Raw genomic sequence first — 13,188 nt, forward strand, 5'->3', positions numbered from 1 at the left:
CGATGAGATTAGATGGCGCCCGCGCGATCGGGGAAGCCGCCGCCCAGCGCCCTGAACAGGCTCACGGCCGCCTGAAGCCGCTGTAGGCGGACTTGCAGATAGCTGTCTTCGGCCTGGAAAAGGGTCCGCTGGGTGTTGAGGACGGTCAGGTAGTCGGAGCCGCCGAGCTTGTATTGCTCTTCGGCAAGAGCCTGGGAGCGCCGGGCGGAGGCGACGGCTTCCAGACTCGATGCGGCGAGTGCCTTGATCCGTCGCTGCGCCGAGAGCGCATCCTCGACGTCCTGAAATGAGTTCAGCGCGGTCTGGCGGTAAGTCGCGGCGAGTTCGGTCGCGTGCGCTTCATCGAAAGCAAGTTGGCCATGCAGACGGCCGCCATCGAAAATCGGCTGTACAAGGCCGGCCGCCGCGTCGGTGATGACTGTGGCCGGTGACGTCTTGCTAAGTGCCAGTGCGGATAATCCGGCGCTGCCATTCAGTGTCAGGCTTGGCAAAAATGCCGCCCGTGCAGCACCGATGTTGAAATTGGCCGCGATCAGCCGCGACTCCGCAGCGCGGATGTCGGGACGGCGCTCAAGCAGTGAAGATGGCAGGCCGCTGCGCGGTCGAGGCACGGCGATCCTGCCAAGGCCGCGACCAGCGACGCGCAGGCTGCCCGGCGGCACGCCGGCAAGCACAGCGAGAAGGTGCTCGTTCTGATCGAGCTGGAGCTGCAGCACCGGAACACTGGCGGCGAAGGTTGCCGCCACGTTGCGCTGTTGCTCCACTTGGAGTTCGGCGGCTGTCCCTCCGTTTCTTTGCAATTCCACCAGCGACAGGATTCGCTTGGCATCGTTGGCGATCCGGCTTGCCTGTTCGATACGCTCTTTCAGCGATAAAACCTGGAAGTAGGTGTTGGCGACAGAGGCGGCCAGCGTGATGACGACCGTGTCAGCGTCGGAGGAAGCGGCAGCCACTAGCGTCCTAGCCGCGTCCGCCGCCGCGCGGTTCTTTCCCCAAAAGTCGACTTCGTAGCTAGCAAGCGCGAGAACATCCTGTGTGCTCTTGGTCGAAAAGCCCGTGCTCCGATCCAGCGTGCCGTTGAGATCGATCGAAGGCAGCAATGCCGCTGAAGCGATGGTGGCCGTGCTATGTGCCTGCCGGATCCGTGCGATGGTCGATTGCAGGTCGAAATTGTCGCTGAGAGCTGCCTGCTCCAGTGAGGTCAGTTCGGCGTTGCCAAATTCCCGCCACCAGAAGGCATCGTGACTGGCTTGATCGATCAAGGGGCGCGTCGACCAGGATGACAAAGCAGGCACGCTTGGCCGCTCGTAGATAGGCACCTGCGAACAAGCCGAAAGCAACACGATAACCGTCACGGCGCCCGTGAGACGCATATTCAGTTTACGGGAAACGAAGAGTAATCCGGAAGGCATGATCAGCACTGCTATTGCGATGCAAAATGCCTAGCCGTGTCAGCTTAGGTGGGACTTAGGCCGCGTGATGGCCATGTCCAGCTTCTAACCGCGCTCGTGTGTCGGCGGCGCCGTCTATCGGGCCGGAACCGACTTCACTTCGTCGATTCCCGTCATCGCGCAGCTTCCGTTATCTACTGAGATCTGCGTCGGGCAGCGACAGTCCCAAAAAGAGTTCTCAAGCGCAAAAGTGTGCCCTCGTCATGTGCTGGCCCGGGTGGGCATTCTGAAAGCCTAGCTAACCTACTGATGCGTCTAGGGGCGAATTCCCCGCCAAATTCAGAATGAACGTTGATATTGCTGGAGAAGTTGGCGGATTTTGATTCCCCCATGCGGAGGTTCGAACCCTCCCGCCCCAGCCAGCATTTAGCCCTGCGGCGCAGGCACTTTTTGCATTTCCTAACTTTTCATTCTGAATGGAGGCTTGTAGCGCCCGGCGATGGCGATCTGGTGCGGCGCTCGACACCGCGCTCGCGGTCAGTCCGTTGTCGGCGATCACTTATATTTTGGGGGCGTCATTCTAGGGCGGGCGGGAAAGGCCAAGCAGGCGATCGAATGGGGGGCGTGCGCGATGCGGTTGAGTCCGTTCGACCCGTGGGCATGGTCCGCGCTTCACGTGCAGGCACTGGGCCATTTCCATCGCGGTAGCTTCGAGAAGCTACAAGTGCCGACCAGAAGGTCGTCCATGCCAATCCTGGCCACAGCATTTCTCACATGCTGATCACCGCGTCGCTGGTGAACGCTGTCAGGCTCGATCAGGCGAGGATGTCCGCCGCGGAAGTCCTGCAACTCTAGCCCTCATTTCGCTACAGCAAACAGTTCGCCGGCGTGAGCTGTGAACCGACAATGGCTGCGGCTCTCGGCGACGAGCTCTAGGCCGCCGGCTAGCCGGAATGACGCTGGGGCCAGAGACACAGCAAAAATGTTACGTGGCGACCGGCGGCTCCTGGCGCAAAGCGGACGCCGATGAGCAGCACTACAACGGCGGTGGAAGGTCGGCTTGGCATCGCAGTCTTCTATTCGGTTGGTCTTTTCACAATAAGCGCATCAACCGTGGTGATACGGTTCGCGCCACAGATTAACGGGTTGAAATCCATTTCCGCAATTGTCACGCGGTGATCGTCGGCGAGTTCCGAGACGCGCGCCACAATCTCGCTGAGCGCATCGATATCGATTGCCGCGCTGCCGCGAAAGCCGGTCAGCAATGTCGCGCCCTTCAGACCGATAACCATGCGTCGCGCTTCTGCGACTGAGACAGGAGCGATTGCAATGGCCACGTCTTTCAGCAGTTCGACTAGAATTCCTCCCAGTCCGACCATCACCAGCGGGCCGAACAGCGGATCGTTGCGCACGCCGACCATGACCTCCACGCCCTTAGGGATCATCGGTTGGACCAGCAGTCCGTTGATGCGCGGTGTCGGAACGATGGCGCGCGCGCGTTCGAACAGAAGGCGCCCAGCATCGCGGACATCCTGCGCATTCTGCAAGCTGAGGCTGACCACGCCGGCTTCCGTCTTGTGCATGATGTCCGGGCTCTCGATCTTGAGCACGACGGGATATCCCAGACGATCGGCTGCGACCACAGCATCATCGGCGGTCGCCACCACAGCCTCTTCGACCACGGGAATGCCGTAAGTGGCGGCGACGCGCTTGCTCTGGCTCTCGGTCAATGCCGCCTCGGCGGTGGCGTTCAGGATCTCGGCTGCGCGTCCTGCAGCTTCCGGTGGGGAGCACCGTGCGGCCGGCTTGTCGGGCACCATGTGACGCAAGCGTTCGCGCTGCTGCCAAGCAGCCAGGGTGGCAAAGCAGCGATCCATGCCAATGAACAACGCAAGATGGCTGTCTCGATGGGTTTCGATCGTACCCGGGCCGCCAAGCCAGGCCGGCGCCCAGACGTTGCAAACGATCTTGCCATGTTTGGCGGCGGCGCGGCCGAAGACGGGGAGCCGGGAGGTGGCGGATTCATAGGCATAAGCGTGCGACGTCACCATCGCGCCGAATTGCCCGTCAGCCATCAAAGCATCGACACAGGTATCCAGCGCGGCCATGTCGTTCATCAGTTGCGCGGTAACGTCGCAGGGATTTCGCGGCGAACCGAAGTCCGGCACGTGGGTCGCCAGCAGCTCGCGTGCGTGGGCAGCAGGTTGTGGCAACGGAATGCCGTGCAGTTCGGCCTTGTCTGCCGCCATTATAGTGGCGCCCCCAGAGGTCGCGATCACGGCAACGCCATCCGCTTTGGGAGGCGGCGCCTTCGCGAAGAACGCGGCGGTCTCGATCAGATATTCGAGCCGATCGACCTGGATGACCCCGGCGCGCGCGAACATCGCGGCATAGGCTTCGTTCGATCCCGCGAGCGAGCCGGTATGTGACATCGCCGCGCGCGCGCCTTCGTTACCAGTGGCCATCTTGTACATGATGACCGGCTTGTTGACGGACCACGCAAGTCGCAGGGCATGATCCATGCGCTGTGGATGCGTCATGCCCTCGAATACGCAGACGATCGCCTTACACGCAGGATCTTTTGCGAGGTAGGCGACATAGTCGGCGACGTCGACATCGGCCGAGTTTCCGGCGGTCAGGACATGACTGACCGGGACGCCAAGCTCGGCTGCCTGTGCCAGCGAGAAGCCGAGGGACCCTGACTGGCTGACAATGCCTATGGCATGCGGCAAAAGCGGGCGGCGTGCGGGCATCGCCGAGAACGTCAGGCCGGCACCGATGTCGTAGTTGAGAAGACCGATCGTGTTGGGGCCGACCAGACGCATATTCGCGCCACGCGCGAGGGCGACGATCCGACTCTGCTCGGCCACGCGATCGGGCTTTGCCGTTTCGGCGAGGCCGGACGCGACGATCACGACCCCGCCGACGCCTGCGCTCGCGCAATCCTGCACCACGCTCTCGACCATCTCCCGGGGTACGGCGACAAACACGCAGTCGGGTACTTCGCCGATGGCCTGTACCGAGGGGAAACAAGGTCGGCCTGCCACGGACGTGGCGCGCGCATTGACCAGATGCACCGGGCCATCGAAGCTCTGCAAGTTCTCCATCGCGCGATTGCCGAATGAACCCTTGCGGTCGGAGGCGCCGACGATGGCGACGCTGCGCGGAGCGATCAATCGTCTGAGATCATCCCGGGCATAGGGCGTCAGGCGCGGGGCCAGAATCGGAGCGTCTGCTATGGTCATGGGAATCGTTCTCTCGCCAGTGCGGCTCGTCATTGAAATAAGGCGAGCCTTCGCGTCACCATCCCATAGCAGCACGCCGCGTCAACCCATCGCAGTAATGTCGATTTGAGCGAGCCTGCATGCAGCACTGCAGAGTGGCTGAATCTTTGCGGAGGCCATGTTGTGTGCCACAGTCCTTGGATTGCAAAAAGTCGATGCCGAATGGCGCGAGATATCAGGGAAGGAAGCTAATATGCCCACGCTCAGTTTTTCTCGGGTGCTCGGAGGCATGGCGGTGGCGCTGCTGGCCTTCGCCGACACTCAAGCGCACGCGCAAGCCTATCCCGATCATAATATCACCCTCGTCGTTCCATTTCCGCCGGGCGGAACAACCGACATCGTGGGTCGCATTCTGGTCGAGCAACTCAGCGCGGACTTCGGAAAACAGGTCCTTATCGAAAATCGCGGCGGCGCCAGTACGTCGCTCGGCGCGCAGATGGTCGCCGGCGCAGACAAGGACGGCTATACGTTGCTGTTCGCCAGCGCGACGACCTTCACGACGAACCCACATCTGCTTCCCTCCATCAAGTACAAGCTGGAGGATTTCGCGCCGGTCGCGATGGTAGTGAAGGTGCCGTTCGCCTTCGTCGTCAGAAAGGACTTTCCCGCGGCCGACATCACGGCATTTCGCGCCTATGCGCTGGCCAATCCGGGCAAGGTCAATAACGCCACGAACGGACCGGGCAGCACGGTACATCTGATGGGCGAGATCGTGGCGCGCGGGCTCGGGGTCAAATTCCAGCATGTGCATTATCGCGGCGCCGCGCCTGCGATGAACGATATGCTCGGAGGCATCGTCGACAGCAACGTGGAGGCGCTGACGAATTCAGCGCCAAACCACAAGGCAGGCATGTATCGCGCGTTGGCCGTGTTGTCGGAGCAGCGTCTGCCGCAGATGCCGGACGTGCCGACATTCAAGGAACTGGGCTACCCCAGCATTGTCGGTGAAACGTGGTTCGCGGTATTCGCGCCGGCCGGCACGCCTCAGCCCGTGCTGGACAAGCTCAGCAGTTCAATCACACGCGTCGTGAACACGCCCGATTTCGCGAAGCGCATGGAAGCGATCGGCAACGTGCCATGGGCGATGACGCCGGCCGAACTTGGTGCCCATGTGGTGAGTGAACGGGAACGTCTGGGCAAGCTCATTCGCGACGCTAACATCATTGTGGAATAAAGGGCTGAGGAGGATCGCCGACTGCTTGCCTGCGGGGTGAGCGGTCACTAACCTGCAGCAAAACAATCAAGGGAAAAACCTATGAATGCCGCCATCAGTGCACCGGCCGTTAAGGTCGTTCGATCGGTCCAGGATCAGGTCAGCCCGGAAGAGTGGCAGTCGCGCGTCAACCTTGCGGCTTGTTATCGCCTGACCGCCACGTACGGCATGACTGAAATGATCGCCAATCACATCTCTTGCCGTGTTCCGGGCACGGAGAACGAGTTTCTTATTAATCCCTATGGCATGCTCTATGAGGAGATCGACGCGTCAAGCCTCGTCAAAATCGATGTCGACGGCAACGTCCTGTTCAACGCGTCCGATTACGCTGTGAACGCGGCCGGCTTCGTAATCCATAGCGCGATCCATATGGCGCGCCATGATGTCGATTGCGTTGCGCACACGCATACGGTTGCCGGCATGGCGGTCTCTGCAATGGAGTGCGGGTTACTGCCGGTGGCGCAGACCTGCATGCGGTTCCTTCACGTCGCCTATCATGACTTCGAGGGCATCGCGGACAATCCTGAAGAGCGGGAGCGACTGGTTGCTCATCTCGGCAACCATGAAGCCATGGTGCTGCGCAATCACGGACTGCTCGTGGTCGGCAAGACGATTGCCGCGGCATTCAATGTGCTGTTTCGGATGGAGCGCGCTTGCGAGGTGCAGGTCGCAGCCCTGTCCTGCAACACCAAGTTGATCATGCCTCCGCTAGAGGTCCTGCAGCAGACTTACGATCGTATGAAGCCGCGCGACAACGTGCCGGGCCTCAGTGGTGAACTGGCCTGGCCCGCGCTTCTCCGCAAGCTCGACCGGGTTGATCCGTCATATCGGAATTGATGGAGGCGGCAGCCATGTCCTGGATGGCCGCTCATGGCGCGGATCGGCCACCGGCGTGGACCGGCGGCCAATGGTCTAGAGCTCGATCTGTTCGGCCATATTGAGAGCGTCATCTACCTCGATTCCCAAATATCGAACGGTACTCTCCAGTTTCGTATGGCCGAGAAGAAGTTGAACGGCGCGTAGGTTGCCGGTCTTTCGGTATATTAGAGCCGCCTTAGTCCGACGCATCGTGTGCGTGCCATACAATCTCGTATCTAAGCCTATGCTTTCGACCCAGCGATGCACCAGTCTGGCATATTGGCGGGTTGATATGTGAAGACTTGCGTGAAGGCGACTCGGAAATAGAAATCGGGAGCCTGTAACCCGTAGCATTGGTAAACAGGCTTCAAGGGAATTCCGTGATTGCTCCGTGATTTCAAATTGCACTGGTCGCCCCGTCTTCTTTTGGACGATTGTTGCGCGATTTCGCACTTTTGTCCCTGAGTAAACGTCGTCAAAGCGCAGTTTTACGAGGTCGCAAGCGCGAAGTTTGCTGTCGATCGCGATGTTAAAAATTGCAAGATCGCGCTTCGATCCTGCGAGTTCTAGGCGAACGCGGATGGACCAGACGTGCTTTGGCTCGAGCGGCTTCTTTTGACCGACAAGCAATCCCTTGTTCTAAGGTTGCTGAGTCTTAGCGATAAGACGTGCAGACATGAGGAGTCCTCCGCCGTCCCGCCCTCCGCATCGCTCAACGCGAGCAAGTCAACCTATTCTGATTCTAGTGTTGTGCGATCGAATAGATTTTGACTGGCCGCCCATGGCGCAAAGCGGCCGGTGTCATCGGATGTGGAGGAGGGGTAATGTGGACTAACGGTCCCCTTAACGGGAGATGTGGAGTTGAGAGCCGGCGAACCAAAGGTTCCCGGAATGCGGGAGACGAGCGACGCCGTGCGCCGCTCGGTCCGGATCTTGCGAAGAGATGGAGATGCCACCTCATTTCGGTGCGTACTGCATGTCACCATTGCCGAACGACCAGTCTTCGCGCGCACAGTCCACCAGGTTGATCCAGACATCCTCCTTCCGAATGCCTATCTTCTCGTTCAAGGTGTCGGCAACGTTGCGATAGAAAGCTTTCTTGACGTCGGTCGATCGACCCGCGACCCAAAACACCTGCACGAAGACAATTTTTGAGGTGTATTCCATCCCCATGAAAGCGGCGGCGGGATGTATCAATTCACCGTCAGCGTGGCGCGTGAAAATCAGAAACTTGTCTCCGGCCGGTGCTTTTGCGATGTCGACCATCGCCGAGTAGACGGTGTCGCCGATTATTTGGCGTTCTTCGGCGCTGTAGCTGTTGCTGAGATTGATGCGAACGAGAGGCATGGCGCGCTCCTGCTGATGGCGGTCGAGATGGGCCGCTACATTGGTTTGGCTAACGCAAGTCCGATCTTTGGCGGTGTACGCGGTAGCTGGTGACGAGAAGGGTCAGGGGCGTGACGTAGCCGCCGACTGCGGTTGAGGAATGAGCCGCCCTGTGACGAGCAACCACGCCGTCCCGGCGGCGATCAGGCCCACCGCTGCATTGACGAAGACGAACAGACCGACCGCAAGATCGGGCATCACCCCGTCGGACCCGCGTTCAATCAGCCTGATTGCGTCGAAGGAAAGGGCCGTCAGGCCGAATGTGAAAGCCCAGTAGGATGCGCCGAACGGTTGCTGCATGATCCATGGTAACAGTCGGGCGAGAATCAACGCCTGGATCAGGCCATATCCGAGCAGACCCTTGGCGAAGAGATCCGGCTGGCCTGTCGTCATCGACAGATAGGCGGAGCAGGCCACGACTGCGGGCGCAAGCTGGATGCCTAGCGTCGGTCGCAGCGGCAGCGGCAATGACGGCAGCGTGTAGAGCCGGTGCATCAACACGGATTCGAGCGCCAGCCACGCGAAGATGGCCGCGCCGAAGAACATCGCGGCGATGTCCCCGTAACCAAGTGCGGCAGCCAGATTTGCCGTGACAAAATTGCCTGCCACGGTCGGAAGATACAGGATCGGCGTCGTCGTGGCTGGATCGCGACCGCCGGTCCACAGAGCCCCGGTGCGATAGACCGCGAAGATCAATTGGCCTGCGGCGCCGATGCTGCCGATGATGACGGCGAGGGGACGCGAATAGGGCAGGACGGCAAGGGCGATCAGCATCGTCGAGACAGGGACCAGGCCGATAAAGCAGCACTGGACCGGATGCTCGAATTCAGCCAGCGCTTCGGCGCGTCGTAATACCCATTTTGCGACGAACAGCACCAGCAACGCCGCCCAGATCGCTATTGCCACGAACATGATCGTTTCCCCGATCGCAGGCGGCAGATTCCATACCCGCGCGGCCGCCCGCCAGCTTGCACCCAGACCGACGAGGCCGAGTACCATCCCGAAGAAGCTCGCGGGAACCCGCAGAAACTGCCCCATGTTCATAACTCCGATGCAGGAATTGGTACCAGCGCGCTCCGTGTCAGGAAATCGAGTATGAGCCAGCCGATCTCGGCCGCATGGGTCTCCAGCGCAAAGTGGCCGGTGTCCAGCAGGTGCACCTCGGCATTTGGCAGATCGCGCAGGTAGGCGTGGGCGCCCGCCGGAACGAAGGCGGGATCGTTCTTGCCCCACGCGGCAAGGAGCGGCGGCTGGTGATCACGAAAGTATTTCTGGAACGCGGGGTAGAGCGCCACGTTGCTGCGATAATCCAGCACGAGGTCGAGCTGGATGTCGTCCGCTCCGGGGCGCGCCATGTACGCGATGTCCAGGCTGTAGCCGTCAGGCGAAACCCGCAAGGGGTCCGCTCCCTCCAGATATTGCCAGTCGCGAATGACGGCGGGCGACAGGGAATCGCGGCAGGCCTCGCGGTTGGCTTCCGTCGGCTCGCGCCAATAGGTCTGCCACGGCCCCCAGGCATCGCTGAGCCCCTCCAGATAGGCGTTGCCGTTTTGGCTGATGATCGCCGTGACCTTTTCCGGATGCGCCATCGCAACCCGAAGTCCGACCGGTGCGCCGTAATCAAATACATAAAGCGCGTAGCGATCGAGATTCAACGAAAGGAGGAAGTCGTCGATTACGCGTGCCAGATTATCGAAGTTGTAGTCGAATTTACCGCGCGGCGGCGCTTTGGTCTGTCCAAATCCCGGCAGGTCCGGCGCGATAACCCGGTGCGTCGCGGCAAGGAGCGGGATCAACTCGCGGAACATATGGCTCGAAGTGGGGAAGCCATGCAGCAGGACGATCACCGGTGCGTTGGCGGGCCCAGCTTCCCGATAGAAGACGTCGACGTCGCCGACGGTCGTCGATTGATAGGTGATGCTCATGACGCATGCCCTTCAAGGTCGTCTGTCACGTCGATCACGATCTTGCCGGACGCAGTCTTTGAACGGATTGCGTCATAGGCGTCGGTAATCGTGTGCAGTGCATAGCGATGAACATCCAACCGGGGCGCCAACTTGCCAGCGTGATAAAGCTTTGCCGCCTCGCGCAGAATTTCGCCGTGCCGGGCGCGGCCTTCGCCGGTCAGCAGCGGCAGAAGCGTGAAGACGCCAGAATAACTCGCCGCTCGGAACGACAACGGCGCAAGAGCATGCGTCCCCCAGCCAAGTGCGCTGACCACATGCCCGAACCTTGCCACCGCACTAAATGACGCGTCGAGAGTAGCACCGCCGACGGTGTCATAGACGACGTCGAAGCCACGGCCTGCGGTGTGTCTTGCGACATAATCGGAAACAGTTGTTTCAGCGTAGTCGATGAACGTGGCGCCCGCGTGTTCGATGATGTCCTTGTCTTTCGCGGCGCCCGTGGCGGAAACGGTGCCACCGAAAGCCCGCGCGATCTGGATGGCCACATGGCCGACGCCACCTGCGCCGCCATGAATCAGCACAGTCTGTCCCGCGCTGATGCCGGCGCGATCGACCAGTCCCTCCCAGGCCGTGATGACCACCAGCGGCAGGGCGGCGGCCTCCCGCATGCCGAGGTTCACGGGCTTCAGAGCCAACAGGTCGGCATCGACTGCCGCAAACTGCGCCAGCGAGCCCTGCACGCCGCCGACACCGCCGGTGAAGCCAAAGACCTCGTCACCGGGCCTGAACTGTGTAACGCTCGCGCCCACGCCCTCGATGACGCCAGCGAGGTCCATTCCCAGGGTCCCGGGCAAGGGATGGCGGGCGTGGGCCGCCTCGCCGCTGTATATCTTGAGATCGAGTGGGTTGACGCCGCTGGCCTTGACGCGGACCAGGACCTGATTTGCTGCGGCGACGGGTAGCGCGACCTGCTCGATCCGGAACGGCGCATTCGGGGCTGTGAGAACAGCGGCGGTCATGAAAGGGGGGAGCGACATGGGTTGTTCCTCTGCGGTAGCCCCACAGATGATCGCGTTGATCCTGTTTTGAAACCGACAATGCTGCACGCTTCGCAAACGATATTGAATGGACCGCGCCATGGAATGGAGTGACCTCCGCGTTTTTCTCGCCATTGCCCGGGAAGGGACGCTGGGCGGAGCCGCTCAGAAGCTTGGCAAAAGCCAGCCGACCATGGGCCGCCGACTTCGGGCGCTTGAGCACGCCGTTGGCCAGACGTTATTTCAGCGTACCGGCGACGGTTTCGTGCTCACTGACGAAGGCCGCGCCGTACTGGCGCATGTGGAGCACATCGAGGATGAGGCGATGGCTGTTCAGCGCCAACTCGACGGCCAGCACCGCGAACTTGACGGCCCCTTGCGAATTTCGTCATCCGACTGGTTCGGCGCGCATCTTCTGGCTCCGGTGTTTGCAGACTTCGTCAAACAACACCCGAATGTCGTCATCGAGCTTCTGACGAGCCAGGTTCACTTCAGCCTGCCACGACGCGAAGCGGACATGGCCTTTCGCATCCAGCCATTCGTTGAAGCCGAAGTCATCTCACGGCGGCTGATGCATATTCCATACGGCGTCTACCTCCGGGCCGACCTGGATCTGCCAATTGCCGGTGATGGAGCCGGGACGCCTCTCATTACGATGGACGCCAATTTCTCAGGCATGCCGGATGCAGTTTGGCTGAAGGCCATTCTGCCAAAGGCGCACATCGCGTTGAGGAGCAACAATCGCGACGTACAGGCCCGCATGTGCGCGAGCGGCGCCGGGCTCGCCGTCTTGCCACGCCCGCTCGGTGACGCGCTGCCGAGCTTGATGCGGGTTGAACTGGGAGAACATCCACCCGGTCGCGATACATTTGTCGGCTATCACCGCGACATGAAGCGTCTTGCCAGGCTGCGAAGTCTCCTGGACCTGGTCATCGAGCGGCTAAGCGATTGAAAGCGGGGTCCCTCTCGGAATTGGAAAAGCTATCAGCCTACTACTAGATCAATGACCGGAAATGGCGCTAAGCGGCCGCCCGTAACGTATGCGAACCATCTAGAGAGTGTTTGCGCTGCTCGGCGTAGCGGTCCGTCGCCATTTTGGCGCCATCGGATTTGTGGGAACCGGTCAGCCTGCCTATGGTCTGGTCATGGTTCACCCGACATATTTTATTGCCGCCGCGCGCCCTCACGACGCTTGGTCCGCCGGTCGAGCGGCTGTGCGAGCGCGCGGGTGTGGCGCCGTCGAACGCGTGAGTCACGAGCGACTTCTTCCGGATCTTGGCGGCGACCGACGAGGAACTCGGCGACCCATCCGCGGGACTTCGCTTCGGTGCCGAAGGGATCGGTCGGGGCTACGGCGTCCCTTTGATCGTTGCCCTGCACGCGCCCGACTTTCGCCACGAGCTTGCGGCGCTCTCCCGATACAAGCGTCTGACCTGCCCCGAGCTCGTCGAGGTGGAGGTCGCGTGTGACAAGGCGACCGTCCGCTATCGCTGGCTCCAGGCAACGAAGGAATGACATTATGAGTCAGCAGCGCGTTCTCGTCACCGATGGCTCGGGCTTCATTGCCGGACATTGCATCCTCCAGCTCCTCAAGCAGGATTATCTCTTCCGTACCACCATCCGATCAGGCGCCAAGGAAGCCACCGTGCGGGGCGTGTTCGACGATGCGGGTATGGTCCCTGGCGACAGGCTGAGCTTCGTCGCCGCAGATCTCATGAACGACGACGGCTGGGCGGAAGCTGTCGTCGTTCTGCATGTTGCGTCCCCGGTGCAACCCGGGCATGTCGCGATCGAAGACTATTTGATAGTCCCTGCGCGCGAAGGCGCCCTGCGTGTGCGGCGCGTGACGCAGGCGTGAAGCGCGTCGTTCTTGCCTCGGCGTTCCGCGCCGCCAGCTGGGGATCAAAGCAGAGCTCGGCGACTCGGCCGAATACGTCCCAACCCGCTCGATCCCCAACTTCGTGCTGCGCATCGTCGCGCTGTTCAATCCCGAGATCCGTCCGTTAGTGCCTGACCTCGGCTACCCCGAGAAGACCTCCAATGCGAAAGCACGGCGCCCCCCCCCCCGGCGAGGCCATCGTCGCGGCGGCGAAGAGCATGGTCACAAAGGGC

At 61.2% G+C, this 13,188-nt stretch carries 12 protein-coding genes; 5 read left to right on the forward strand and 7 right to left on the reverse strand.

Annotation, left to right across the window (positions count from 1 at the left end; genetic code table 11):
- Positions 1 to 8: 8 nt before the first annotated feature.
- Together JWQ24_RS10605 and JWQ24_RS10610 are read right to left on the reverse strand one after the other, a co-directional pair.
- Complete coding sequence (locus tag JWQ24_RS10605; RefSeq protein ID WP_299807446.1) at positions 9 to 1,412, reverse strand: efflux transporter outer membrane subunit; 1,404 nt, start codon at positions 1,410 to 1,412, stop codon at positions 9 to 11.
- A gap of 1,055 nt (positions 1,413 to 2,467) precedes the next feature.
- Positions 2,468 to 4,669, reverse strand: a complete 2,202-nt coding sequence (locus JWQ24_RS10610) for an acetate--CoA ligase family protein (protein WP_299807398.1) — start codon at positions 4,667 to 4,669, stop codon at positions 2,468 to 2,470.
- A 199-nt stretch (positions 4,670 to 4,868) separates the two neighbouring features.
- Between JWQ24_RS10610 and JWQ24_RS10615 the strand changes: the two genes are divergently transcribed.
- Positions 4,869 to 5,849 (forward strand): tripartite tricarboxylate transporter substrate binding protein, encoded by a 981-nt coding sequence (locus tag JWQ24_RS10615; protein ID WP_299807400.1) that lies wholly within the window; start codon positions 4,869 to 4,871, stop codon positions 5,847 to 5,849.
- 81 nt (positions 5,850 to 5,930) lie between these two features.
- On the forward strand, positions 5,931 to 6,725 hold the full coding sequence (locus JWQ24_RS10620; protein ID WP_299807402.1) for a class II aldolase/adducin family protein: 795 nt from the start codon (positions 5,931 to 5,933) through the stop codon (positions 6,723 to 6,725).
- Positions 6,726 to 6,800: 75 nt separating this feature from the next.
- Here JWQ24_RS10620 and JWQ24_RS10625 read toward each other — a convergent pair whose 3' ends face one another.
- The 5 genes from JWQ24_RS10625 to JWQ24_RS10645 all read right to left on the reverse strand — a co-directional run bounded on the left by JWQ24_RS10625 (position 6,801) and on the right by JWQ24_RS10645 (position 11,076).
- The gene (locus JWQ24_RS10625) at positions 6,801 to 7,376 is read right to left on the reverse strand and encodes a tyrosine-type recombinase/integrase (protein ID WP_299807404.1); all 576 of its coding nucleotides are present in this window, start codon (positions 7,374 to 7,376) and stop codon (positions 6,801 to 6,803) included.
- Between the two features lie 327 nt (positions 7,377 to 7,703).
- Positions 7,704 to 8,093 carry a tautomerase family protein gene (locus JWQ24_RS10630; RefSeq protein ID WP_299807405.1) on the reverse strand — a complete coding sequence of 130 codons (390 nt, stop codon included), beginning with the start codon at positions 8,091 to 8,093 and terminating at the stop codon, positions 7,704 to 7,706.
- A gap of 102 nt (positions 8,094 to 8,195) precedes the next feature.
- Complete coding sequence (gene tehA, locus JWQ24_RS10635) at positions 8,196 to 9,170, reverse strand: dicarboxylate transporter/tellurite-resistance protein TehA (RefSeq protein WP_299807406.1); 975 nt, start codon at positions 9,168 to 9,170, stop codon at positions 8,196 to 8,198.
- A gap of 2 nt (positions 9,171 to 9,172) precedes the next feature.
- Positions 9,173 to 10,057: an alpha/beta hydrolase gene (locus tag JWQ24_RS10640; RefSeq protein ID WP_299807407.1), complete on the reverse strand. Its 885-nt coding sequence runs from the start codon at positions 10,055 to 10,057 to the stop codon at positions 9,173 to 9,175.
- Positions 10,054 to 11,076 carry a zinc-dependent alcohol dehydrogenase family protein gene (locus tag JWQ24_RS10645; RefSeq protein WP_299807409.1) on the reverse strand — a complete coding sequence of 341 codons (1,023 nt, stop codon included), beginning with the start codon at positions 11,074 to 11,076 and terminating at the stop codon, positions 10,054 to 10,056. The genes JWQ24_RS10640 and JWQ24_RS10645 overlap by 4 nt, the downstream gene beginning before the upstream one ends.
- A 100-nt stretch (positions 11,077 to 11,176) precedes the next feature.
- Between JWQ24_RS10645 and JWQ24_RS10650 the strand changes: the two genes are divergently transcribed.
- The 3 genes from JWQ24_RS10650 (at position 11,177) to JWQ24_RS10660 (ending at position 12,934) form a co-directional block, all read left to right on the forward strand.
- Positions 11,177 to 12,028: a LysR family transcriptional regulator gene (locus tag JWQ24_RS10650; protein ID WP_299807448.1), complete on the forward strand. Its 852-nt coding sequence runs from the start codon at positions 11,177 to 11,179 to the stop codon at positions 12,026 to 12,028.
- 320 nt (positions 12,029 to 12,348) lie between these two features.
- Positions 12,349 to 12,591, forward strand: coding sequence for an AraC family transcriptional regulator ligand-binding domain-containing protein (locus JWQ24_RS10655; protein ID WP_299807450.1), 243 nt, complete (start codon positions 12,349 to 12,351; stop codon positions 12,589 to 12,591).
- A 4-nt stretch (positions 12,592 to 12,595) separates the two neighbouring features.
- Positions 12,596 to 12,934 carry a hypothetical protein gene (locus JWQ24_RS10660; RefSeq protein WP_299807411.1) on the forward strand — a complete coding sequence of 113 codons (339 nt, stop codon included), beginning with the start codon at positions 12,596 to 12,598 and terminating at the stop codon, positions 12,932 to 12,934.
- Positions 12,935 to 13,188 lie beyond the last annotated feature (254 nt).

The sequence above is a fragment of the Tardiphaga sp. genome (assembly GCF_028290495.1).
In the GTDB taxonomy this organism is placed as follows: domain Bacteria; phylum Pseudomonadota; class Alphaproteobacteria; order Rhizobiales; family Xanthobacteraceae; genus Tardiphaga.

Excerpts from the sequence above, each read along its gene's own strand:
- JWQ24_RS10650 (WP_299807448.1), top strand. The coding sequence starts at position 11,177 with ATGGAATGGAGTGACCTCCGCGTTTTTCTCGCCATTGCCCGGGAAGGG.
- tehA (WP_299807406.1), bottom strand. The coding sequence starts at position 9,170 with ATGGGGCAGTTTCTGCGGGTTCCCGCGAGCTTCTTCGGGATGGTACTC.
- JWQ24_RS10660 (WP_299807411.1), top strand. The coding sequence starts at position 12,596 with ATGAGTCAGCAGCGCGTTCTCGTCACCGATGGCTCGGGCTTCATTGCC.
- JWQ24_RS10645 (WP_299807409.1), bottom strand. The coding sequence starts at position 11,076 with ATGTCGCTCCCCCCTTTCATGACCGCCGCTGTTCTCACAGCCCCGAAT.
- JWQ24_RS10630 (WP_299807405.1), bottom strand. The coding sequence starts at position 8,093 with ATGCCTCTCGTTCGCATCAATCTCAGCAACAGCTACAGCGCCGAAGAA.
- JWQ24_RS10610 (WP_299807398.1), bottom strand. The coding sequence starts at position 4,669 with ATGACGAGCCGCACTGGCGAGAGAACGATTCCCATGACCATAGCAGAC.
- JWQ24_RS10620 (WP_299807402.1), top strand. The coding sequence starts at position 5,931 with ATGAATGCCGCCATCAGTGCACCGGCCGTTAAGGTCGTTCGATCGGTC.
- JWQ24_RS10605 (WP_299807446.1), bottom strand. The coding sequence starts at position 1,412 with ATGCCTTCCGGATTACTCTTCGTTTCCCGTAAACTGAATATGCGTCTC.
- JWQ24_RS10615 (WP_299807400.1), top strand. The coding sequence starts at position 4,869 with ATGCCCACGCTCAGTTTTTCTCGGGTGCTCGGAGGCATGGCGGTGGCG.
- JWQ24_RS10640 (WP_299807407.1), bottom strand. The coding sequence starts at position 10,057 with ATGAGCATCACCTATCAATCGACGACCGTCGGCGACGTCGACGTCTTC.